The sequence below is a fragment of the Dermacoccus sp. 147Ba genome, assembly GCF_004151355.1.
Classification (GTDB): domain Bacteria; phylum Actinomycetota; class Actinomycetes; order Actinomycetales; family Dermatophilaceae; genus Dermacoccus; species Dermacoccus abyssi.
On the sequence record NZ_SEHL01000005.1, the window covers coordinates 1 to 20,835 of the forward strand.

The following is a 20,835-nucleotide window of genomic DNA, read 5'->3' on the forward strand; positions in this document are numbered from 1 at the left end:
GAAGAGAGTACAGTGACTTCTTACTGAGATCGCCCCGATGCGCTGCGAAACGGGTTCCGTTTCGCGGAGTTGGAAAATCGTCCAACTGTGGTGAGGTGGCCCGTTTTGCCCGTCACGTCGGGGGATTGTCGGCCCCGAGTGCGCGCAAAGCGGCGTGACGGGACCTTGGCCCCCACTTTTCGATCTGGTGGAAATGAGGGGCACTTTGGGGTGTGTGGCCCCTCCCTGTGGGTGGAGGGTGCGTCCCCAGTGGCTGGAGTGGGCGTCATCGGTTCGTCGAGTGGTCCGACCGACAGGCGGTGGGCCTTCTCCCCCATGCTTCATCAGATACGAATGGACCCCCACCCAGGGCGACTTCGTCGCTGGTCCCGGGCGGGGGTCCATTCGTATCTGGCGGTGGCGGTGGGAGCCGTCGTGACGCGCGGGGCTCGCTGTCGCTCGCTCGCGCGTCACTCCTCCCAAATCCCCCGTGCTTCATCAGATACGAATGGACCCCCACCCAGGGCGACTTCGTCGCTGGTCCTGGGCGGGGGTCCATTCGTATCTGGCGGTGGCGGTGGGATTTGAACCCACGGTGGAGTCACCCCCACACACGCTTTCGAGGCGTGCTCCTTAGGCCGCTCGGACACGCCACCGCCAGAAAGATTACAACAGTGGGTCACTGAGTCAAAAACGGGATGACCGGGGCGTGAGGAATGTCGGAAGCCGGCTGGTGATCAGGAGCAGCTGGGTGAGGCGGACGGCTTCTCCGCGGCCTTCTCGAGCGTCGGGAACTGCGGGCCGACGACAACATCGACACCAGCGCCGTCGCGCCCGTCCTGGACGAGCTTCGCGCCCGGGACGCGTGGCTCGACGTACTTCTTGGCGTTCTGGGCTCCGCCCGGACCGAACCGAATCTCGCCCACGTTGGAGATCTTCTTCTTGTACGGGTCGTTGCTCACCGTGCCGACATTGAAATCGTACGTGCGCAAGGCGTCGGCGGCGTCACCGGCAGCGCCCTTCGGCCCGCCCGCGTTGTAGACGTTGACGGGGAACGTGGCCTGAGGCGGCAGCGATGTCGTCGTGCCGCTGGGGCACTCGCCGGCCTTCGGCTTGCTCGGCTGGGACATGAACGTGGCGGCGAAGACGACGGAGCCGATGACCAGGAGGGCGCAGAGCGTCAGGATCGCCAACGAGCGCCGCTCGCGCCGACGGCGGGCACGCTCGAGACCGTTGTCGCGGACGTAGCTCACAGCGAAAGCACCCTGGCGTGGAACGTGGAACGCTGCTGCAACGCGGCGCGCAGGGCGCGGTGCAGGCCGTCCTCGAGGTACAGCTCGCCGCTGTAGGCGACGACGTGCGCGAAGATGTCCCCGTAGAAGGTCGAATCCTGCGAAAGCAGCGCCGAGAGATCGAGCGTGGCGCGGGTGGTCGTCAGATCTGCGAGGCGGACGACACGCGGCGTGATCGGCGACCAGTCCTTGGGCGTCACGAGGCCGTGGTCGGGGTAGGGGCGCGAGTCGCCGACGGCCTTGAAGATCACGGCCTCATTTTATGCGCGTCGTCTACTGCGCGTGCACACACGCGCCGGATATTGTCGCCGCGTGAGCGAAAACAATCAGCTTGAAGCCATCCGCACGGGTTACGCCTTCGAGGGCGGCTCGCTCGACCTCGGCGCTGCCGTCGACGCAGGCACGGCAGCACCAGACGTCCAGGTGCGTCTGCCGCTCGCGATGATGAACCGTCACGGACTCATCGCGGGAGCCACCGGTACCGGTAAGACCAAGACCCTCCAGCTCATGGCCGAGCAGCTCGCCACGAACGGCGTGCCCGTCTTCATGGCCGACATCAAGGGCGACCTCTCGGGTCTGGCCGAGCCAGGCGAGTCGAACGACAAGGTCGCGCAGCGTGCGTCCGACGTGGGTCAGACGTGGGAGGCGAAGGGCTTCGAGGTCGAGTACCTCGCGCTGGGCGGTCAGGGCAAGGGCGTGCCGGTTCGTGCCACGGTCACATCGTTCGGCCCGACGCTGCTGTCGAAGGTGCTGGGCCTCAACTCGACCCAGGAGTCGAGCCTCGGGCTGATCTTCCACTATGCCGACAGCCAGGGTCTCGCACTGCTCGACCTCAAGGATCTGCGCGCCGTCATCACTCACCTCACGTCCGACGAGGGGAAGGCCGACCTCAAGGAACTGGGCGGTCTCTCGTCAGCCACGGCCGGAGTCATCCTGCGCAATCTCATCGCTTTCGCCGACGGCGGCGCCGAGGCGTTCTTCGGTGAGCCGGAGTTCGAGACCTCGGACCTGCTGCGTACTGGCGCCGACGGTCGCGGCATCATCACCTGCCTCGAACTGCCGAGCGTCCAGGAGCAGCCGACGCTGTTCTCCACGTTCCTCATGTGGATGCTCGCCGACCTGTTCCAGGAGCTCCCGGAAGCCGGCGACCTCGACAAGCCGAAGCTCGTCTTCTTCTTCGACGAGGCGCACCTGCTCTTCGACGAGGCGAGCAAGGCGTTCGTCGACCAGATCGAGCAGACCGTTCGTCTCATCCGCTCCAAGGGCGTCGGTGTCTTCTTCGTCACGCAGACCCCGAAGGATGTCCCCGCCGGCGTTCTCGGTCAGCTCGGTAACCGGGTGCAGCACGCGCTGCGCGCGTTCACGCCGGACGATCAGAAGGCGCTCAACGCCACCGTACGTACCTTCCCGAAGAGTGGGTACGACCTCGAGGAGCTCCTCACGACGCTCGGCACCGGCGAGGCCGTCGTCACGGTGCTCTCCGAGAAGGGCGCGCCGACGCCCGTCGCGTGGACCCGCATGCTCGCACCGACGTCGAAGATGGCCCCGGCGAGCGAGGAGACGATGGACCGCGTCATCGGCGCCTCCGCCATCGCCTCGAAGTACTCCGAGGCCGTCGACCGCGAATCCGCGTACGAGCGTCTTCAGAACAAGTTCGCCCAGGCTCCCGCCGAGGGTGACAACGCCGAGGAGAAGCCCAAGGCCGCTCCGAAGGAAGCAGCGAAGCCGAAGGAGGAGCCCGGCATGGTGAGCCAGGTCGTGCGCTCCAGCGCGTTCAAGTCGTTCATGCGCTCCGCGGGCACACAGATCGGCCGCGAGATCACCCGCAGTCTGTTCGGTACGGGCCGCCGTCGCTGACGCGCCTTCCCCACGGACGAAGCGGGCCGCACCTTCGGGGGTGCGGCCCGCTTCGTTCGTTGAACCGTCGAGGTGAGGCGTGAACTGCGACGTCAGCAGCTCGGTGTCGGTGAGGAGCCCGGGGCCTTCGTCGCCTGCGAGAGCGGGGCCACCTTGCCGCCCTTGAGCCACTTCGACCCGAGGTAGAGGCGTACGTCGCGTCCCGTCATGCTGACGTTCGCCTTCTCGTCCTGCAGAAGTCGCGAGCCGGGGATGCTCATCTGGACGCGCTGGGCGTCGGGCAGGCCCTCCTCGTCGTAGACGATGACGGCCGTGTCGTCTGGGTAGTAGGCGCGATCGTTGGCCTTCGCCTCGCTGTGGAAGCCCTGCTTGGCCAGCTGGTTGCTCACCGTCGCAGCGAGTCCGCTCTGGAAGGTCGTGTTGAACACGGCCACCTTGACGTCCTTGATGGGGCGCGGCGGCTGCGGCGTAAGCGTGAAGTCGTTGCCGATGACGACGTCGACCGTCGGGTCGGCCCGTTCGTCCTGGTACAGGTTGGCGTGCGGGATCTGAGTGGCCAGGTTGAGGGCGATCGTGCGCCCGGACTTGCCGTACCGGATCTCCGCGTACTTCGGTGTCGGCCGGTCGTCGGCGAGCGGGTCGTTCGCCACCTCGAGCAGATTGAGTCCTCGCCATCCGAGGCGCCTGGCGACTGTGGCCGCCTCACCCTTGGAGTCACTCGCGTTGTACACGTTGGCGTACATCGTCGGCCAGGCGACGGTGCGAGACGGCTTCGGGTTGCCGGCCGGGCAGGTGGGCGCAGCCTTCTTCTTCGGCTCTTCCTTGCTGCTGCAGGCCCCCAACGTCACCGTGAGCGCCATGGCGAGGCAGGCGGCGCCCGCAGCGCGGTAACGAGGCATCGGCAGGCTCCTGTTCGACCTTGGAGGGGCGGGTGTCATCGCACGCGCGATGCGTCGTCAGTCTACCGGCCCCAGGAGCGCTTCCCCGGGTGCGCCACGGCGGCACGATTGGGAGTTGAACGCAGGTTTGCAGTAAGGTTTCCGGCGGAGGATTCGCATAGTGGCCTAGTGCGCACGATTGGAAATCGTGTTGGGGATGAAACCCCTCATGGGTTCAAATCCCATATCCTCCGCCACACAGCGATTGGCCCCGATACTTCAGAGTCTCGGGGCCTTCGCGTGTCTTGGGGCGACGTGGGAGCCGGGTGTCGCCAGAGGTCGCGGGGCTGGCACCATTGGTCGGTGCCCTCCGCTTCGATGTTCCGCGACTTGCCACGCCCCGCGAAGTGGATGCTCACCAGTCTCGTGTTCGACTTCGTCGGCACCGGCCTCATCATGCCGTTCGCCGTCGTCTACCTCCACGAGGTGCGCGACTTCTCACTCCAGACGGCCGGTGTTCTCCTCGCGCTACCCGCCATCGTGGGGTTGCTCGCTGTCGGACCGGGCGGTGTGCTCATCGACCGCTTCGGTGCGCGCCGCGTCGTCATCGCCGCGGTGTCGCTCGAGATCGTGGCGCAGGTGCTCATGGCCAACGCGCTCACCGTGCCCGTGGCCGCGACGTCGCTCGTCTGCTCCGGTTTGGCTACAGGTGTCATCTTCCCGGCGGTGCAGGCGATGGTCGCCACCGTCATGCCCACCCACCAACGTCAGCACTACTTCGGGCTCAGCTTCACGCTGCTCAACCTCGGCCTCGGCATCGGCGGGATGCTGGGCGGTGCCGTCGTCGACGTGGAGCGTCCCGGGACGTTCGAGCGCATCTACTACATCGACGCGGTCACGTTCCTCATTCCGCTGATGCTCTACCTCGGCCCGCTGCGGCGCTACGGCGGCCCGGTGGCGCACGGCGCTTCGTCGGGCGACGACGGCGCGATGCCGGTCAGCGGCGGGTACCGACTCGTGCTGCGCGACCCGGCGATGCGGCTGCTCGTCGTGCTCGGGTTCGTCACGGCGTTCATCGGTTACGCCCAGTTCGGCGTCGGGTTCCAGGCGTTCTCGCGGACGGTTGCGCACATCTCCACCCAGGTGCTCGGGTGGGCGTACGCCGCCAACACGGCCGTCATCGTCGTGGCGCAGCTGTTCGTGCTGAAGTTCGTCGCCGGACGCCGACGCACGCGCGCGCTGCTCGTCATGTGTGTGCTGTGGGCGATCTCGTGGAGCGTGCTCGGCGTTGCCGGCCTGGCGGGGGAGTCGAACGTCGTGCTCGCCTCGGTGCTCGTGTGCGCGTCGGCCGCGATCTTCGGCGTCGGTGAGACCTTTCTGCAGCCGACGCTTCCCGCGATGGTCAACGACCTCGCCCCCGACCACCTGCGCGGCCGCTACAACTCGGCCTCTGCCGGTGCCTTCCACATCGCGGAGATCGTCGGTCCGCCGTTCGCCGGCCTGCTCATCGGGCACGCACTCGCCGGGTGGTACGCCGTCGCGCTCGTCGCGGGATGCGCCGTGGCTGCGTGGGTGACGATCGTCGTCGAGCGACAGCTGTCGCCGAAGGTCAACGGCGTCGGCGTGAGCGCGCCGGAAGAGATCGACGTCGAGGGCGAGATGGCGCTCGAGGTGCAGCGCGCGAAGCTCTCGACGGAGTGACGCTCGGCGTTGCCGTAGTGCGATGGCCCGGGCGGCGGTGTGCGCTCGCGCGCGGAGTCTGCCGGGGCATGTAAGCGCCCCCCACGTACCTGGAAGAGCTCTCCTACCCTTGCTGCATTCCTGCCCTGGGGGAGTTCGGAGGGGTACCACCACGTGGGGGGCTTGCTCGTACTCTACCGGGCACCCGGCGGCGTCCGCGAATCGCATTCCCCGCCCCGATGATGAGCGGTCGCCGCGGCCCCTGTGCCCGCATGTCCAGGAAACATCGGGTTGTCGGTGGCCACTACTAGGCTGACGCCATGACAACGGCCCTCTACCGCCGCTACCGCCCCGAGACGTTCGCCGACGTCATCGGCCAGGAGCACGTCACCGAACCGCTGATGCAGGCACTGCGCACCGGGCGGGTCAATCACGCCTACCTGTTCTCCGGCCCGCGCGGGTGCGGAAAGACGACGTCCGCGCGCATCCTCGCGCGCTGCCTCAACTGCGAGCAGGGCCCCACGCCCACGCCGTGCGGGGTGTGCGATTCGTGTAAGGCGCTGGCGCGCGGAGGTGCGGGTTCGGTCGACGTCATCGAGATCGACGCCGCGTCGCACGGTGGTGTCGACGACGCCCGTGACCTGCGTGAGCGCGCGTCGTTCGGTCCGGCGAGCAGCCGTTTCAAGATCTACATCATCGACGAGGCGCACATGGTGACGCCGCAGGGCTTCAACGCCCTGCTCAAGATCGTCGAGGAGCCGCCGGAGCACGTGAAGTTCGTCTTCGCGACCACGGAGCCGGAGAAGGTCATCGGCACCATCCGTTCGCGCACGCACCACTACCCGTTCCGGCTCGTGCCGCCGAAGAAGCTCACCGATTACATGGAGCAGCTTCTCGACGCCGAGGGCGTGGCTACGGAGCCGGGCGTGCTGTCGTTCGTCACGCGCGCGGGCGGCGGTTCGGTGCGTGACTCGTTGTCGGTGCTCGACCAGCTCATCGCGGGCTCCGGGCCCGAGGGCCTCACGTACTCGGGTGCTGCGGGCCTGCTGGGTTTCACCGACGACGAGCTGCTCGACGGCATCATCGAAGCCTTCGCTGCGGGCGATTCCGCGGCCGTGTTCCGTCAGATCGACCGCGTCATCGAGTCGGGTGCCGACCCGCGTCGGTTCGTCGAGGATCTTCTCGAGCGCCTGCGTGACCTCATCGTCGTGCGGGCCGTGGCCGAGGGGGCGGGCGCCGTTCTGCGTGCCGTCCCGGAGGACCAACTCGAGCGGATGCGCAGCCAGGCGGCGTCCTTCGGCGACGGCGCGCTCTCGCGGGCGGCCGACGTCATCAACGCGGGGCTGAGCGAGATGACGGGTGCCACCTCGCCGCGTCTGCAGCTCGAACTCATGTGTGCGCGTGTTCTGTTGCCGGGCATCGCGGGGCTCGACGGTTACGCGGCGCGCCTCGACCGCATGGAACGACGCCTCGACATGGGCGAACTGCCGCCGCGCTCGCCGGCCGGCCCGGTGCAGCACGCGCCGGCTGTTTCGCCAGGTGGCCCGGCTCCTGTGCGTCCGCCGAGTGGTGCTGCCGCTGAGGCACCGTCGGCTGTGCCGAGCGAAGAGCCACGCGCTCAAGCCGACCAGGCCGATCGGAGTGCTGCGGCGCGTGACGACGGTCCGCGCGGTTCGGGTGCCGAACGCGGGGGTGAGGCCGAGCGTCAGGGCCAGCGGGCCCAGGCCGCTGCGCGCGACGACGAGGCCGCGGGTGCTCCGTCGGGCACGAGCGGCGGTGTCGACGAGACCGAGCGCGAGCAGGTGCAGCGTCAGTTCGAGCAGTCCCAGCGGGCCGGTGGCCCGGGGTGGCAGGGCGAACAGGCGCAGCAGGCATCGCAGTCCCAGCAGTCGCAGGCGCCGCAGCAGCCGACGTCGGCATCCGGCGGCGGGCGCGGTGGCATGTCCACCGACGACATCCGTCGCGCATGGCCGGACGTACTCGATCGCATCTTCCGCATCAAGCGCGTCACGTGGACACTGCTGAGCCAGAACGCGCAGGTGCTCGAGTTCGACGGCGCTCGCCTCGTGCTCGGAGCGTCGAGCAGTGGCCTTGCGGCCACCATGTCGCGCGGGCAGCACCCCGAGGTCGTGCGTCAGGCCCTCATCGAGGCCATCGGTGTCGACGTCACGGTCGAAGCGCGCGCGATGAACGGCGGTGCGCCACAGGCGCAACCGCAGAGTGAGCAGCCCGCCGAGCCGTGGCAGTCGCCGTCACAGGGCGGGGGCTCGCAGGCACAGCGGGGGGCCGCCCAGTGGAACTCGCCGTCGGCGGGCTCCGACCAGGGCGGCCAGTGGAACTCCCCTTCGCAGGGCGAGCATTGGATTTCGCCGAGCGACGGCGCTCAGGCACGTGGGCAGCAGCCTGCTCCGGCCGAGCCGCCCTCGAGCGCCCCGGCGCAGTCGCAGGGCAAACCCGGCGGTTGGCGCGAACGGACGGGCTACCAGGGTTCGGGCACGACAGGTCACGTTCCTGTCGATCCCGCGCAGGCCGGTGACCCGCCCGCGCACGGCACACCGCGTGAGGCGGCCACGCCGTCACAGGACGCCGGTCTCGCCACGGCGGCCGCGCGCAGCAGCGCGTGGGGCTCCGACTCCGACGGCGACTGGTCGTCGCAGGCCGCGCCCGCACCGGAATGGGCAACCGGTAACGACGGGCCGGCGCAGCCGTCATCGACTGCCTCTGCCACGCCCTCACCGGCGCCCGAGGTCGACGTGGGCCCCGCTGACGCCGACGAGCCGACTCCTGACTGGATGGAGGAGGAGCCCGAAACCGACGTCGAGGCGGTCTACGACCCGCTGCCGCCCAAGTCGGAGCTCGGGGCCGGAGCCGCGCATGAGACTGCCGGCGTCGAACCCTCCGGTGACTCCGCGTCCGACGAGGCGACCCCCGACGGTCAGGCGGCTGCCGCAGCCGACCCTCAGGCCACCGGGCACCTCGCGTCTCCCACGCCCCAGCCCACGCAGGGCGCGGTCGACGACGGACGAACTCTCACGCCGCGTCAGCGCGCTGAGAAGGCAGCCCGGGAGGCAGCGCAGAAGCAGGAGGATGCGCGTCGCGTCAACGGCGGCTCGGCGTACGACGACACGTCGGCGAGCATCGACGACGAAGACATCGAGAACTCCGATGCGGTCGGCCTGCCCGTCATCAAGTCGGTGCTCGGCGGCACGGTCATCAAGGAGGAAGGCCCCGACCAGGGCTCGTGATGATGATGTCCGGGCGGCTCGGCACGCGGTTGATCGGAAGTCGGCGCAATCGTTCGCGCCGAACTGACCCTGTGAGGGGCAGAACCGATGCTCTGCTGCGCGACCGGGATGACGGCAGCGGCCCGCACGCGTGTTTTCTCAAAGCGGCTTTCACGTTCACGCTCGAGTGCGACCTCCCCGCGCCGGAGGCGTGGAGCCGTGTGGCCGACAGCGAACGTCACGGTGTGGCGGTGCCGTTCACGAACGTGAGCGGCCCGAAACCTGAGAACCTGCGCGTCGGTTCGCGGCTCGTGGCACGAACGGCGCTCGGTCCGTGCGGCTTCGACGACGTCATGATCGTGCGCGCCGCCGAACCCGGGCGCCTGCTCGTGTTCGAGAAGGTCGGCCGAGTCATCGGGGGAGTGGTCGACGTCCGTTTCACGCCGCTTCCCGCCCTTACCGATGCCCGCGGCATGACCCGTCCGATTTCCACGGGCGGTGTTCGCCCGGACGCTCCGAGCGCTGACGGCGGGAACGAGCTCACCCGCGTCGAGTGGCGGCAGACGATCGCTGTGCCGTGGCTGCGAGGTCCGCTCACCCCACTCGGCACGTTCGCGGCCACCCTGGCTTCCCCTCTCGCACGGCGGGGTTACGAGCGCGTCGTCGCGCGGGTGCTCACGGGTGTCGGTGGCGGCGCGTAACCTTTCTCCTTGTGTACGAAGGCGTTGTTCAAGACCTCATCGACGAGCTCGGTCGTCTGCCCGGCGTCGGCCCGAAGTCGGCTCAGCGCATCGCGTTCCACCTGCTCGAGGCCGACGAGGACGACGTGCGGCGCCTCGCCGAGGTGCTGCTACGCGTCAAGGAGACGGTGCACTTCTGCGAGATCTGCTTCAACGTGGCCGAGAGCAACCTGTGCCGCGTGTGCGCTGATCCGCAGCGCGACACGACGATGATCTGCGTCGTCGAGGAGAGCAAGGACGTCGTCGCCATCGAGCGCACCCGAGAGTTCCGTGGGCGCTACCACGTGCTCGGCGGCGCACTGAACCCGATCGAAGGCATCGGGCCGGGCGACCTCCACGTCACCGAACTCATGGCGCGACTCGGCGACAGCACGCTCACCGAGATCATCATCGCGACCAACCCGAACCACACCGGCGAAGCGACGGCGAGCTACCTCGCGCGCCAGATCGGGCCCATGGGCATCAAGGTGAGCAGGCTCGCGTCCGGCCTGCCGGTCGGCGGCGACCTCGAGTACGCCGACGAGGTGACGCTCGGCCGCGCTTTCGAGGGCCGACGCGTCTTTGCCTGACGCTCTCCGAACCGTCCGTTCGCGGACTTCCGCCGAGGTCGGCATCCGCCTCTCGAGCGACCGGTCGCTTACGCCCCTTGACGCATCGTGAACTCGTAGGTTGAGGTCAGGCGCGTCCGATCGGAGTGACGCATCGCGCACCCGAGGGTCGTCGTGGAACAAGTTGCCGACGGTATGTGGCTGGGGCGCGGTACCGATGTCAACTGGATGATCGTGCGCGACGGCTCCGATCTCACCCTCGTCGACGCCGGGTACCCCGCAGACATCGCGCGCCTCGAAGCGGACCTCCGCAGCATCGGCCGCGGCCTCGGAGACATCCGGGCCGTCCTCGTCACGCACGCGCACATCGACCACATCGGTGGGCTCCAGGGTTTGCTGAGCCGGCACGACGTTCCCGTCCTCATGGCCGCGCAGGAGCTACCGCTGGCCACCGGCGAGCAGGAGAAACCCGGCTCGGGCTCGGAGCTCGTGCGGATGGCGTGGCGCCCCAACGTCGCCATGTGGCTGGGGCGTGTCATCCGAAGCGGCGCGCTGCACGACGAACCCCTGCGGGGCCCGCAGACGTGGAGTGACGGCGGCCCGCTCGACCTGCCCGGACGGCCGGTACCCGTGGCGTCACCCGGGCACACGCCTGGTCACACGGCGTACTTCTTCCCCGAGCACGGCGTCCTCGCGACGGGTGACGCCCTCGTCACGGCGCACCCGCTCACCGCGGCGCACACCCCGCACCTCCTGCCGTCGGTCTTCAACGCCTCCGACGCCGGAGCTCTGGCCGCGCTGGACGCCCTCGCAGCCGTCGACGCGGACGTCATCGTCCCGGGCCACGGCGACGTGTGGCGCGGCCCGGTCGCCCGTACCGTCGACCTGGCGCGTTCCGTACCAACCAGCATCTGAGCGTCGAAAAAACGCGCGGGGCGCCATCACTACACTCGAAAGCGCCCGAAGCAGTCGACCCCCGGAGCAGCACTGTGAGCCTCGTCGTCCAGAAGTACGGCGGTTCGTCTTTGGCGGACGCCGAGAGCATCAAGCGCGTCGCCCGCCGCATCGTCGACACGAAGAAGGCCGGCAACGACGTCGTCGTGGTCGTCTCGGCCATGGGTGACACGACGGACGAACTGCTCGACCTCGCCGCCGAGGTCAGCCCGGCCCCGCCGAGCCGCGAGATGGACATGCTCCTCACCGCCGGCGAGCGGATGTCGATGGCGCTCGTGTCGATGGCCATTTCCAACCTCGGCCACAGCGCACGCAGCTACACCGGTAGCCAGGCCGGCGTCATCACCGACGCGCAGCACGGCAAGGCCCGCATCATCGACGTCACGCCGGGCCGCATCACCGAGGCCATCGGCGAGGGCCACATCGTCATCGTCGCGGGCTTCCAGGGCGTCAGCCAGGCCACGAACGAGATCACCACCCTCGGCCGTGGCGGCTCCGACACCACCGCCGTCGCGCTCGCCGCCGGCATCAAGGCCGACGTGTGCGAGATCTACACGGACGTCGACGGCATCTTCACCGCCGACCCGCGCATCGTGCCGACGGCCCACAAGATCGACCGCATCACCAACGAGGAGATGCAGGAACTCGCCGCGTCCGGCGCGAAGGTGCTCATGCTCCGCTGCGTCGAGTACGCCCGCCGCTTCGACCTTCCCATCCACGTGCGCAGCTCGTTCAGTCATCACGAGGGCACGTGGGTCGTGAACCAGAAAGAAGGAGACTCCGTGGAAGACCCGATCATCGCCGGTGTGGCTCACGATCGCAGCGAAGGCAAGATCACGATCGTCGGCATCCCGGACAGCCCCGGCCGCGCCGCCGCCGTGTTCAAGGCGATCGCCGGTGTCGGCATCAACGTCGACATGATCGTCCAGAACGTCTCGGCCGGTACGGAGAAGAAGACCGACATCTCCTTCACGGTGCCCAAGGAGGACGCCGGGCGCGGCGTCGAGGTGCTCAAGGCGATGCAGGACGAGCTCGGTTTCGAGCAGCTGCAGTACGACGACCAGGTCGGCAAGCTCTCGCTCGTCGGCTCCGGCATGCGCAGCAACCCGGGCGTCTCGGCCACGCTGTTCCAGTCGCTCGCCGACGCCGGCATCAACATCGAGATGATCTCCACGTCCGAGATCCGCGTCTCCGTCGTCACGAGTGACGACGAACTGGACGAGGCCGTGCGCGTCGTCCACAGCGCCTTCGGCCTCGACGCCGACGGCGAAGCGGTCGTCTACGGCGGCACCGGCCGCTGAGGCGCCCACCCCAAGACTTGTGTGAGGGCGCGTCGCGCCCGGAGGAGAACGAAATGGCGAAGGAACTCAACATCGGCGTCGTCGGTGCCACCGGCCAGGTGGGCGGCGTCGTGCTCGAACTGCTCGAGGAACGAAACTTCCCGATCAAGAGCCTGCGCCTGTTCGCGTCGGCGCGCAGTGCGGGCAAGCACGTCACCTTCCGCGGCGAGGCCGTGACGATCGAGGACGCCGCCACGGCCGACCCGAGCGGCCTCGACATCGCCATCTTCTCCGCAGGTGGCGGTACGTCGAAGGAACTCGCGCCGAAGTTCGCGGCGGCGGGCGTCACCGTCATCGACAACAGCTCGGCGTGGCGCCTCGACCCCGACGTTCCGCTCGTCGTCTCCGAGGTCAACGGCGAGGAGATCGCGAACGCGACGAAGGGCATCATCGCCAACCCGAACTGCACGACGATGGCCGCGATGCCCGTGCTCAAGCCGCTGGCCGACGCCGCCGGCCTCAAGCGCCTCGTCGTCTCGACCTACCAGGCCGTCTCCGGCTCCGGTGTCGCGGGCGTGCGCGAGCTCGCCGAGCAGATCCGCAAGGGCGCGGAGGCCGACCTCGAGAGGCTCGCTCTCGACGGTGAGGCCGTCGACCTCGGCGCGCCGAACAAGTACGTCGCCAACATCGCCTACAACGTTCTTGCGATGGCCGGCTCGGTCGTCGACGACGGCACGAACGAGACGGACGAGGAGCAGAAGCTGCGCAACGAGTCGCGCAAGATCCTCGGGCTGCCCGACCTCGCGGTCGCCGGCACCTGCGTGCGTGTGCCCGTGTTCAGCGGCCACTCGCTGTCGGTCAACGCCGAGTTCGAGCGCGACATCACGCCCGAGCAGGCGCGCGAACTTCTCGCCGACGCCCCCGGCGTCGAGCTCACCGAGGTGCCGATGCCGCTCGTCGCCGCCGGCAAGGACGCGAGCTACGTCGGGCGCATCCGCCAGGACGGTTCGGTTGACGGCAACAAGGGCCTCGTGCTGTTCATCAGCAACGACAACCTGCGCAAGGGTGCCGCGCTCAACACGGTGCAGATCGCAGAACTCATCGCTGCCGGAGAGTAGTTTCCCAGGCTGCGCGCCTATGCTCGAAGGCGTGAACTCGACTCAGTCGCAACGTCCCACCCTGGCCGTCGTCGGCCCCACGGGGCTGGTCGGTCAGGCCGTGCTCGAGATCCTGTCGACCCGCGTCGACGCCTGGGAGGACGTGCGTCTGCTCGGCTCCGACAAGGACGCCGGGCGTCGCCTGCTCGTGGGTGCCGAGGAGGTCGAGGTCGAGGCGCTCGACAGCGAGAGCTTCTACGGCGTCGACGTCGTCATCTTCGCCACGCCGCCCGAGGTCTCGGCCAAGTGGGTGCCGTTCGCGACGGCGGCGGGCTCGCTCGTCGTCGACACGTCCGAGGCCTTCCGTGACGACCCCGAAGTGCCGCTCGTCGTGCCCGAGGTCAACGCGCGCGCCATCGACAACCGGCCGCGCGGCATCGTCGCGATGCCCTGCGGCCCGGCCATCATCATGCTGCCGGTGCTCGCCACGCTGCACGAGCACTGGAATCTCACGCACGTGACGGCGACGTCGCTGCAGGCCGTCACGGGTGCCGGCCGCGCGGGCGCCGAGCGGCTCTTCGCGGAGGTGGGCGCCCTCACCGGCAACCCGCGCGTCGGACAGATGCCCGGTGACGTGCGCCGGTACGTCGCCGACCTACCGGACGACTCGCCGTTCCCTGCGCCCATCGTGAGCAACGTCGTGCCGTGGATCGGGCGACACTCCGGCCGCGGGTGGGCCAGCGAGGAAACCGACATCAAGCACGAGCTGCGTCATGTGCTGCAGCTGCCGAACCTCAAGGTGGCGGTGACGTGCGTGCAGATCCCGATCGTCACGACCCACATGTCGACGCTGCACGTCAGTTTCGACAAGAAGGTGACGCCGAGTGACGCTCGTCGTGCCATTACCGAGGGCGCGAACGGCGCCATCGTCATGCCCGACGAGGAGGGCGTCGACTGGCCCACGCCCGTCGACGCGATCGGTACCGACCCGGTGTGGGTGGGGCGCGTGCGTCAGGTGGAGAACAACCCGCACACGCTCGACTTCATCGTCTGCGGCGACAACATCCGCAAGGGCGCTGCGCTCAACGCGCTGCAGCTGGCCGAAATGCTCATCGGCGTGGGCCCGTACGCCGTGCGTGAGGACGACGGAGCGCCGGCGGCTCACTGAGCGGCGTCGCTCGCAGGCACAACCGTGTCAGGTCAGGTCAGTCTCCGGCGTTCGACCGAGTTGCCGTTCGAGTGAGCGCTGACGCCACAGTTGCCAGAACACGAACGGGGCGAGCGCGAGAACGATCACGGCCAGTGCGTCCCGCAGACCGAAGCTCTCGCCGCCGGCGACGGTGGTCACCAGGCTGAAAAGCATGACGAGAGGGCCGAGCACCAGTGTGATTGCGGTCAGTCGCCGCGAACCGCGCTCCTCGAGGAGCACGGCGCGCTGAAGGTCGCGCTCATGCGGATCGTCGAGCCTGCGACCCGCGTGCGTTGCCCTCATGATGCGCTTGCGTTCTGCGGTGGGCATCGCGTCGCGTTCACCGAGCAACCGCGACGCCTCCATCCGCGTCATCTCGCAAGGTGGGGTGGTGCCGTTCTCGACGGTCATCTGAAGTACTCCTTCGTCAGCCCGAGCTTGCGCTCGAGGGCGTTCCGGCCAGCACCTTCTCGGTGGGTGAAAGCGGCCACGCCCATCATGCTTACGAAGGCGATCCACGCGGGGACGTCGGTCGGGTCCAGAGCGACGCGCCCGACCTGCAGCACCGCGAGGACGAGGAACACCCAGCGAGCCCAGATGCGCCACCAGCGGGCCTTTCCGAGAAGAGCGATCTGAGTGCGCAGATCGTCGGGGTCCGTGAGCACCTCACCGCGATTCAAGGCCCGGTTGATGCGGCCTTTCGTCGCGCTGTCCGCGCACGTGAATTCGTACTGAAGCGTGGCGATCTCGCCCTTGGACAACTGGGGGAGATTCGGTGGGGCGTCTCGCATGCCTCGACCATAGGCCCACGTCCTCGCTCAGAGCAGGCCCCCGTCCAGAGACTGCGGTTCGAGGTGCGCCTCCCATAACGTCACGTTCTCGGATCTCAAATAGGAGATATGGGCGTGCGAGCGTACGCTCGACCAGGTGAGAATGGCCGACCGTGACGGCCTCGGGGCGCTGCGAGCCCGAGGCATCTTCGTCGCGCTTCTGAGTTTCGTCGCAGCGATCCTGTTCGCCGGAGCGGCTGCTCCCGCAGCCCACGCCGCGGAGAACGACCAGCTGCCGAAGACGCTGCGCGTCGGCACCGAGGGTGTCTACCCGCCGTTCAGCTTTCACAAGGGTAGCGAACTGACGGGCTACGACGTCGATTACTTCCGCGAGGTCGGTAAGCGCCTCGGCGTGAAGGTGCAGTTCGTCGAGACGCCCTGGGATTCGATGTTCGCCGGCCTCAACTCGGGCCGCATCGACATCATCGCCAACCAGGTGACGAAGAACGAAGAGCGCATCGCCCAGTACGACCTGTCGTCGCCCTACGTCACGACCACGGGTGTCGTCGTGACCAAGAAGAGCGACAACAGCGTCAAGAAGCTGGCGGACCTCAAGGGCAAGAAGTCGGCCCAGAACATCACCTCGGACTGGGCCAACACGGCGAAGGGCGCCGGCGCGAACATCGTGTCGGTCGAGGGCATGGACAAGGCCGCCGCCCTCGTCGAACAGGGGCGGGCGGACGCCTTCGTCAACGACGAACTGGCCGTGAAGTACTACCTCGCCACGCACCCGAACTCGGATCTGAAGATCGCCCTGACGACCGAGGACAAGAGCGAGTCGGTCTTCACTGCCCGCAAGGACACGAACATCACTCCGGCCGTCAGCAAGGTCATCGACCAGATGGAAGCTGACGGCACGTCGAAGAAGCTCTACGACAAGTACTTCACGACGAAGGCCACCGGTCAGTCGACTTGGGACGTCATCAAGGAGAACTTCGGCTCGATGCTCCTGGCAACGGTCAAGGTGACGATCCCGCTCACCGCCGTCGCGTTCGTCGTCGGCCTCGTGCTCGCGCTTGGCGTCGCCCTCGCACGTCTCAGTTCAAACGCTGCCATCTCCTGGCTGGCCCGCGCGTTCATCTCGATCTTCCGCGGGACGCCGCTGCTCGTGCAGTTGTTCATCATCTTCTTCGGCCTGCCGGAGCTCGGCCTCAAGCTCAACCCGTGGATCTCGGCCGGGATCGCCCTGTCTCTCAACGTGGCTGCCTACGCCGCCGAGATCATCCGCTCGGCGATCCTGTCGGTGCCCAAGGGGCAGTGGGAGGCCGCGGAGACGATCGGCATGAGCCGCTCCACGGCACTCAAGCGCATCGTCCTGCCGCAGGCGTCACGCGTTGCTGTTCCGCCGCTGTCGAACACGCTCATCTCGCTCGTCAAGGACACGTCGCTCGCCGCGACGATCGGCGTGACCGAGGTGTTCCACCAGTCGCAGATTGCGGCCGCTCCGACGGGCAAGTTCCTCGGTCTCTACATCACGGCTGCACTCATCTACTGGGTTCTCTGCTTCGTCCTCAGCATCGTTCAGACCCGACTCGAAGACCGACTCGGAAGGCACGTGGCCCGATGACCGATCACACGACCACCCAAGCGACCGGCCCCCTCGTCGAGATCACCGGTCTGCGCAAGGCCTTTGGCGGCACCACGGTGCTGCGCGACATCGACTTCACGGTGCCCAAAGGCTCGGTGACGGTGCTCCTCGGACCGTCCGGTTCGGGCAAGACGACGGTGCTGCGCTCGCTCAACGTGCTCGACCTGCCGGACGCCGGCGTCGTGCGCATCGGCGACGCGAGCGTCGACTTCTCGGCGGTGACGCGCGGACGTGACGGCCGCGCCCGCGGCGAGTCGGCCAAGAGCGTCGCCGCACTGCGCCGTCAGAGCGGAATGGTCTTCCAGCAGCACAACCTCTTCCCGCACAAGAGCGCGCTCGAGAACGTCATCGAGGGCCCGGTCGTCGTGCAGGGTGAGCCGGTGCGCGAAGCCGAGGAACGCGGTCGGGAACTGCTCGCCAAGGTCGGCCTGGCCGACCAGGCGGACAAGTACCCGTACCAGCTCTCGGGCGGTCAGCAGCAGCGCGTCGGCATCGCCCGAGCGCTCGCCCTGCGACCCGAACTGCTCCTATTCGACGAGCCGACCTCGGCCCTCGACCCCGAGCTCGTCGGGGGAGTGCTCTCCGTCATGCGCGAACTCGCCGACGAAGGGCGCACGATGTTCGTCGTCACGCACGAGATCCGCTTCGCCCGCGACGTGGCCGACCAGGTGCTCTTCATGGATGGCGGCGTCGTCGTCGAGCTCGGAACGCCGGCCGAGGTCATCGACGCCCCGCGGATGGAGCGCACGCAGACGTTCCTCAAGCGCATCCTCGACCCACTCAGCTGACGCTGCGCTGGTACGCGAACGCCCCGACCCTGCTCGAACGAGCGGAGTCGGGGCGTTCGCCGGTGCCAGAGGATCAGAGGCCCTCGGTGCTGGCCGTGTCCGGGCCGCCGCCCGGACGCGTGCGCTTGAGCTCGTAGAACGACGTCACCGGGGCGAGCGTGGAAAGGCCGTCCCAGATGGCGAGGCCCTCCTCCTCGTTCGGCATCGCGTTGAGGACGGGGCCGAAGTAGCCGCGGCGCTCGCCGTCGTCGTCGGTGAAGACGATGACCGGAACGCCGGTGTCGTCGCCGACGGCGTCGAGCGCGGACTGCATCTCGCTCTCGAGGTGGGCGTCCCACGACGTGTCCTCCGCGGCCTTCGCCAGGTCGGCGGGCAGACCGGCGTTGGAAAGGACCTCGGTGACGAGGGCGTCGTCGAACTCACGGCCAGCGGTGTGCACCTCACGGCCGAAGGCCGAGTACAGGTCGATCGTCGAGGCGCCCTGCTCCGCGGCCGCAGCGATGATGCGGTGAACGCGGTGGCTGCCACGGTGACCCTCGGAGTGCGGGTTCTCGTTGGGGCCGTTCTCGTCCAGTTCGTCGTTCTTGATGGCAAGGCTGAACGGGCGCCACGTGATCTCGAGGTCGCGCTGCTTCTCGACCTGGAGGAGCCAACGGCTCGTGATCCAGCAGAAGGGGCACGAAGGGTCGAAGTAGAAGTCGATGCGCTGCATGCTCGTGAGACTAGCAACGCCGGCTGAACGTGCCGACCGCTCTAAGCCTGTGAGCTTTGGCCCGATCTGTGAGCTGCGCAGCTCACACACCGGACCGCAACTCACATGTCGAGGTGAGCCACTGTCAGCGGAAGGCCGGCTCGCCCGTCAGTGCGTTGCCGATGACGAGCTGGTGCACCTCGCTCGTGCCCTCGTACGTCATGACGGACTCGAGGTTGCCGGCGTGACGGATCGGCGAGTACTCGGTGGAGATGCCGTTCGCACCGAGGATCGTGCGGCACTCGCGCGCCACGGCAATGGCCTCGCGGCAGTTGTTGAGCTTGCCGAGGCTGATCTGCTCGGGCGTGACACCGTCGCCGTCCTTGAGGCGGCCGAGGTGCAGTGCGAGAAGCATGCCCTTGCTCACCTCGAGCGTCATGTCGGCGAGCTTGCCCTGCGTCAGCTGGTAGCCGCCGAGCGGCTTGCCGAAGACCTTGCGCGACTCGGCGTAGTCGATGGCGGTCTCGAGGCTGTCGCGGGCCGCGCCGATCGATCCGAAGACGATGCCGAAACGCGCCTCCGACAGGCAGGAGAGCGGGCCCTTGAGACCGCGCACCTCGGGGAAGACCGCGTCGGCGGGCAGGCGGACGTCGACGAGCGACAGCTCGGCGGTCACCGAGGCACGCAGCGACATCTTCTTCGTCACCTCGGTGGCCGTGAAGCCGGGAGTGTTGGTGGGCACGACGAAACCGCGGATCTTGTCGTCCGTCTGCGCCCAGACGACGGCGACGTCGGCGACGCTGCCGTTCGTGATCCACATCTTCGTGCCGTTGAGCACCCAGTCGTCGCCGTCGCGCTTGGCGAAGGTGCGCATGCCGCCGGGGTCGGAACCGAAGTCCGGCTCGGTCAGGCCGAAGCACCCGATGGCCTCGCCCGCGGCCATGCGGGGCAGCCACTCGTTCTTCTGCTCCTCGCTGCCCCAACGCCAGATCGCGAACATCGCGAGGCTGCCCTGCACCGACACGAGCGAGCGGATGCCGGAGTCGGCCGCTTCGAGCTCGTGGCAGGCGATGCCGTACGTCGTCGCCGTCGAACCCGCACAGCCGTAGCCCTCGAGGTGCATGCCGAGCAGACCGAGATCGCCGAGGCCCTTCGCCAGTTCACGCGCAGGCACGGTGGCCTCGTCGTACCAGGTCGGCAGGTGCGGGCGCACCTGGTCGTCGCAGAAGCGACGCACGAGGGCCTGCACCTCACGCTCGTCCTCGGTGAGCAGACCGTCGATGCCGAGGAGGCGGTTGAGCTGGGGGTTGCGCGAGAAGTCACTCATGAATCCATCGTGCCTCACCTCACCTCGACGCCGCGGCGGACTTCTTCGCCCGATTGGTGTTACACCCTTGTCACGGGCGTTGGTGAAACGTAATACTTGGACCGTGAGTGAGACCGCGAGTGCCGAGGCCTGGGTGCGCGACCTGCGTCCTCTCAGCGCGCGCTCCGCTGCCCTCAGCCTGCTGCTCGGCGCGGAGCCGCCCGAGCTTCGCGGCGCCGACCTCGTGCGTCTCGGGGAGACCTTCGGCATCAGTGGCCCGACGATGCGCGTCGCGCTGTCGCGGCTCGTCGCCGCCGGTGAACTCACGACGGCCGACGGCGTCTACGCACTCACCGACCGGCTCGCCGCGCGCCAGAAGGCGACGCTCGCGCAACTCGCCCCGGCGACAGAACCATTCGACGGCGGGTGGGTGACGGCCGTGGTCGTCGGGGCCGGCAGTCGAAGCGCGAGCGATCGGGGAGAGCTGCGTCGGGCCATGAGCGCGGCGCGCTTCGGTGAACTGCGTGAGGGCGTGTGGATGCGCCCGGACAACCTGACCGGGGCCCGCGTCGAGCGCGACGAACTCGTCCACCTCACTGCCATTCCCGATGGCGGTGAAGTGGCCGCGAAGGCCCTCGTCGCCCGCTTGTGGAACCTCGACGAGTGGGCCGCTCGCGCCGAGGCACTCGTCCGCGCCTTCGAGAACCCCGACGTCGACGAGGCCACGCGTCTCGCCGTGGCTGCGGCCACCGTCCGCCATCTGCGCAGTGACCCGATGCTGCCCGAGAGCCTGGCCCCGAAGAACTGGCCGGCGCAGCGTCTGCGTCGCACGTACGACGCCTACCGCGCCGAACTTCGCCGCACCGTCGGCCTCAGCCCCCACCCCTACGCCGCCGCCTGATCCGAACGAGGAG

19 protein-coding genes, 2 tRNA genes, 1 other RNA gene and 1 pseudogene are annotated in these 20,835 nt (G+C 68.4%); 14 read left to right on the forward strand and 9 right to left on the reverse strand.

From position 1 onward, the window contains the following. Positions 1-545: 545 nt before the first annotated feature. The 3 genes from EVU97_RS07565 to EVU97_RS07575 all read right to left on the reverse strand — a co-directional run bounded on the left by EVU97_RS07565 (position 546) and on the right by EVU97_RS07575 (position 1,522). A tRNA-Ser gene (locus EVU97_RS07565) sits at positions 546-635 on the reverse strand. Between the two features lie 81 nt (positions 636-716). Beyond that, a complete protein-coding gene (locus EVU97_RS07570; protein ID WP_129664798.1) occupies positions 717-1,232 on the reverse strand; it encodes a LytR C-terminal domain-containing protein in 516 nt (171 codons plus the stop codon). Beyond that, positions 1,229-1,522 (reverse strand): type II toxin-antitoxin system VapB family antitoxin, encoded by a 294-nt coding sequence (locus tag EVU97_RS07575; RefSeq protein WP_047312530.1) that lies wholly within the window; start codon positions 1,520-1,522, stop codon positions 1,229-1,231. The genes EVU97_RS07570 and EVU97_RS07575 overlap by 4 nt, the downstream gene beginning before the upstream one ends. Positions 1,523-1,583: 61 nt before the next feature. On the opposite strand from EVU97_RS07575, the gene EVU97_RS07580 reads away from it, so the two are divergent. Further along, on the forward strand, positions 1,584-3,128 hold the full coding sequence (locus EVU97_RS07580; RefSeq protein ID WP_129664800.1) for a helicase HerA-like domain-containing protein: 1,545 nt from the start codon (positions 1,584-1,586) through the stop codon (positions 3,126-3,128). Between the two features lie 92 nt (positions 3,129-3,220). Here EVU97_RS07580 and EVU97_RS07585 read toward each other — a convergent pair whose 3' ends face one another. After that, on the reverse strand, positions 3,221-4,027 hold the full coding sequence (locus EVU97_RS07585; RefSeq protein WP_165357913.1) for a LytR C-terminal domain-containing protein: 807 nt from the start codon (positions 4,025-4,027) through the stop codon (positions 3,221-3,223). 146 nt (positions 4,028-4,173) lie between these two features. Here EVU97_RS07585 and EVU97_RS07590 point away from each other — a divergent pair. Further along, positions 4,174-4,263, forward strand: a tRNA-Ser gene (locus EVU97_RS07590). A gap of 106 nt (positions 4,264-4,369) precedes the next feature. Then, entirely contained in the window at positions 4,370-5,707 is a 1,338-nt protein-coding gene (locus EVU97_RS07595) for an MFS transporter (protein ID WP_129664804.1), read from the forward strand. 67 nt (positions 5,708-5,774) lie between these two features. On the opposite strand, the gene ffs is transcribed toward EVU97_RS07595, so the two are convergent. Continuing rightward, positions 5,775-5,873: signal recognition particle sRNA small type (ffs, locus tag EVU97_RS07600), an RNA gene on the reverse strand. Between the two features lie 133 nt (positions 5,874-6,006). Here ffs and EVU97_RS15110 point away from each other — a divergent pair. The 7 genes from EVU97_RS15110 (at position 6,007) to EVU97_RS07635 (ending at position 14,697) form a co-directional block, all read left to right on the forward strand. Beyond that, positions 6,007-8,931 carry a DNA polymerase III subunit gamma and tau gene (locus tag EVU97_RS15110; RefSeq protein ID WP_205744873.1) on the forward strand — a complete coding sequence of 975 codons (2,925 nt, stop codon included), beginning with the start codon at positions 6,007-6,009 and terminating at the stop codon, positions 8,929-8,931. 71 nt (positions 8,932-9,002) lie between these two features. Continuing rightward, entirely contained in the window at positions 9,003-9,611 is a 609-nt protein-coding gene (locus tag EVU97_RS07610; RefSeq protein WP_129664805.1) for a hypothetical protein, read from the forward strand. Positions 9,612-9,622: 11 nt separating this feature from the next. After that, a complete protein-coding gene (gene recR / locus EVU97_RS07615; protein ID WP_047312527.1) occupies positions 9,623-10,219 on the forward strand; it encodes a recombination mediator RecR in 597 nt (198 codons plus the stop codon). Positions 10,220-10,372: 153 nt separating this feature from the next. Continuing rightward, positions 10,373-11,113 carry an MBL fold metallo-hydrolase gene (locus tag EVU97_RS07620; RefSeq protein WP_129664807.1) on the forward strand — a complete coding sequence of 247 codons (741 nt, stop codon included), beginning with the start codon at positions 10,373-10,375 and terminating at the stop codon, positions 11,111-11,113. Positions 11,114-11,187: 74 nt separating this feature from the next. After that, positions 11,188-12,453, forward strand: a complete 1,266-nt coding sequence (locus EVU97_RS07625) for an aspartate kinase (protein ID WP_118914340.1) — start codon at positions 11,188-11,190, stop codon at positions 12,451-12,453. 53 nt (positions 12,454-12,506) lie between these two features. Next, on the forward strand, positions 12,507-13,550 hold the full coding sequence (locus EVU97_RS07630; protein ID WP_129664809.1) for an aspartate-semialdehyde dehydrogenase: 1,044 nt from the start codon (positions 12,507-12,509) through the stop codon (positions 13,548-13,550). Positions 13,551-13,581: 31 nt separating this feature from the next. Continuing rightward, positions 13,582-14,697: an aspartate-semialdehyde dehydrogenase gene (locus tag EVU97_RS07635; protein WP_205744874.1), complete on the forward strand. Its 1,116-nt coding sequence runs from the start codon at positions 13,582-13,584 to the stop codon at positions 14,695-14,697. A gap of 27 nt (positions 14,698-14,724) precedes the next feature. Here the strand turns inward: EVU97_RS07635 and EVU97_RS07640 are convergent, their stop codons facing one another. Together EVU97_RS07640 and EVU97_RS07645 are read right to left on the reverse strand one after the other, a co-directional pair. Further along, a complete protein-coding gene (locus EVU97_RS07640; protein WP_129664813.1) occupies positions 14,725-15,129 on the reverse strand; it encodes a hypothetical protein in 405 nt (134 codons plus the stop codon). Then, the gene (locus EVU97_RS07645) at positions 15,126-15,509 is read right to left on the reverse strand and encodes a hypothetical protein (protein ID WP_129664815.1); all 384 of its coding nucleotides are present in this window, start codon (positions 15,507-15,509) and stop codon (positions 15,126-15,128) included. The genes EVU97_RS07640 and EVU97_RS07645 overlap by 4 nt, the downstream gene beginning before the upstream one ends. A gap of 142 nt (positions 15,510-15,651) precedes the next feature. On the opposite strand from EVU97_RS07645, the pseudogene EVU97_RS15215 reads away from it, so the two are divergent. The 3 genes and pseudogenes from EVU97_RS15215 to EVU97_RS07655 all read left to right on the forward strand — a co-directional run. After that, positions 15,652-16,425, forward strand: a pseudogene (locus EVU97_RS15215) (transporter substrate-binding domain-containing protein); the annotation flags it as partial. Between the two features lie 66 nt (positions 16,426-16,491). Then, positions 16,492-17,115 (forward strand): amino acid ABC transporter permease, encoded by a 624-nt coding sequence (locus tag EVU97_RS15220; RefSeq protein ID WP_047312645.1) that lies wholly within the window; start codon positions 16,492-16,494, stop codon positions 17,113-17,115. Beyond that, positions 17,112-17,924, forward strand: a complete 813-nt coding sequence (locus EVU97_RS07655; RefSeq protein WP_047312520.1) for an amino acid ABC transporter ATP-binding protein — start codon at positions 17,112-17,114, stop codon at positions 17,922-17,924. Before EVU97_RS15220 ends, EVU97_RS07655 begins: the two co-directional genes overlap by 4 nt. Before the next feature lie 73 nt (positions 17,925-17,997). Here EVU97_RS07655 and EVU97_RS07660 read toward each other — a convergent pair whose 3' ends face one another. Both EVU97_RS07660 and EVU97_RS07665 read right to left on the reverse strand, forming a co-directional pair. Next, on the reverse strand, positions 17,998-18,636 hold the full coding sequence (locus tag EVU97_RS07660; protein WP_047312519.1) for a DsbA family protein: 639 nt from the start codon (positions 18,634-18,636) through the stop codon (positions 17,998-18,000). 124 nt (positions 18,637-18,760) lie between these two features. Beyond that, entirely contained in the window at positions 18,761-19,942 is a 1,182-nt protein-coding gene (locus EVU97_RS07665) for an acyl-CoA dehydrogenase family protein (protein ID WP_047312518.1), read from the reverse strand. Positions 19,943-20,045: 103 nt separating this feature from the next. Here EVU97_RS07665 and EVU97_RS07670 point away from each other — a divergent pair, with 103 nt between their 5' ends. Beyond that, positions 20,046-20,822: a PaaX family transcriptional regulator C-terminal domain-containing protein gene (locus EVU97_RS07670; RefSeq protein ID WP_205744875.1), complete on the forward strand. Its 777-nt coding sequence runs from the start codon at positions 20,046-20,048 to the stop codon at positions 20,820-20,822. Positions 20,823-20,835 lie beyond the last annotated feature (13 nt).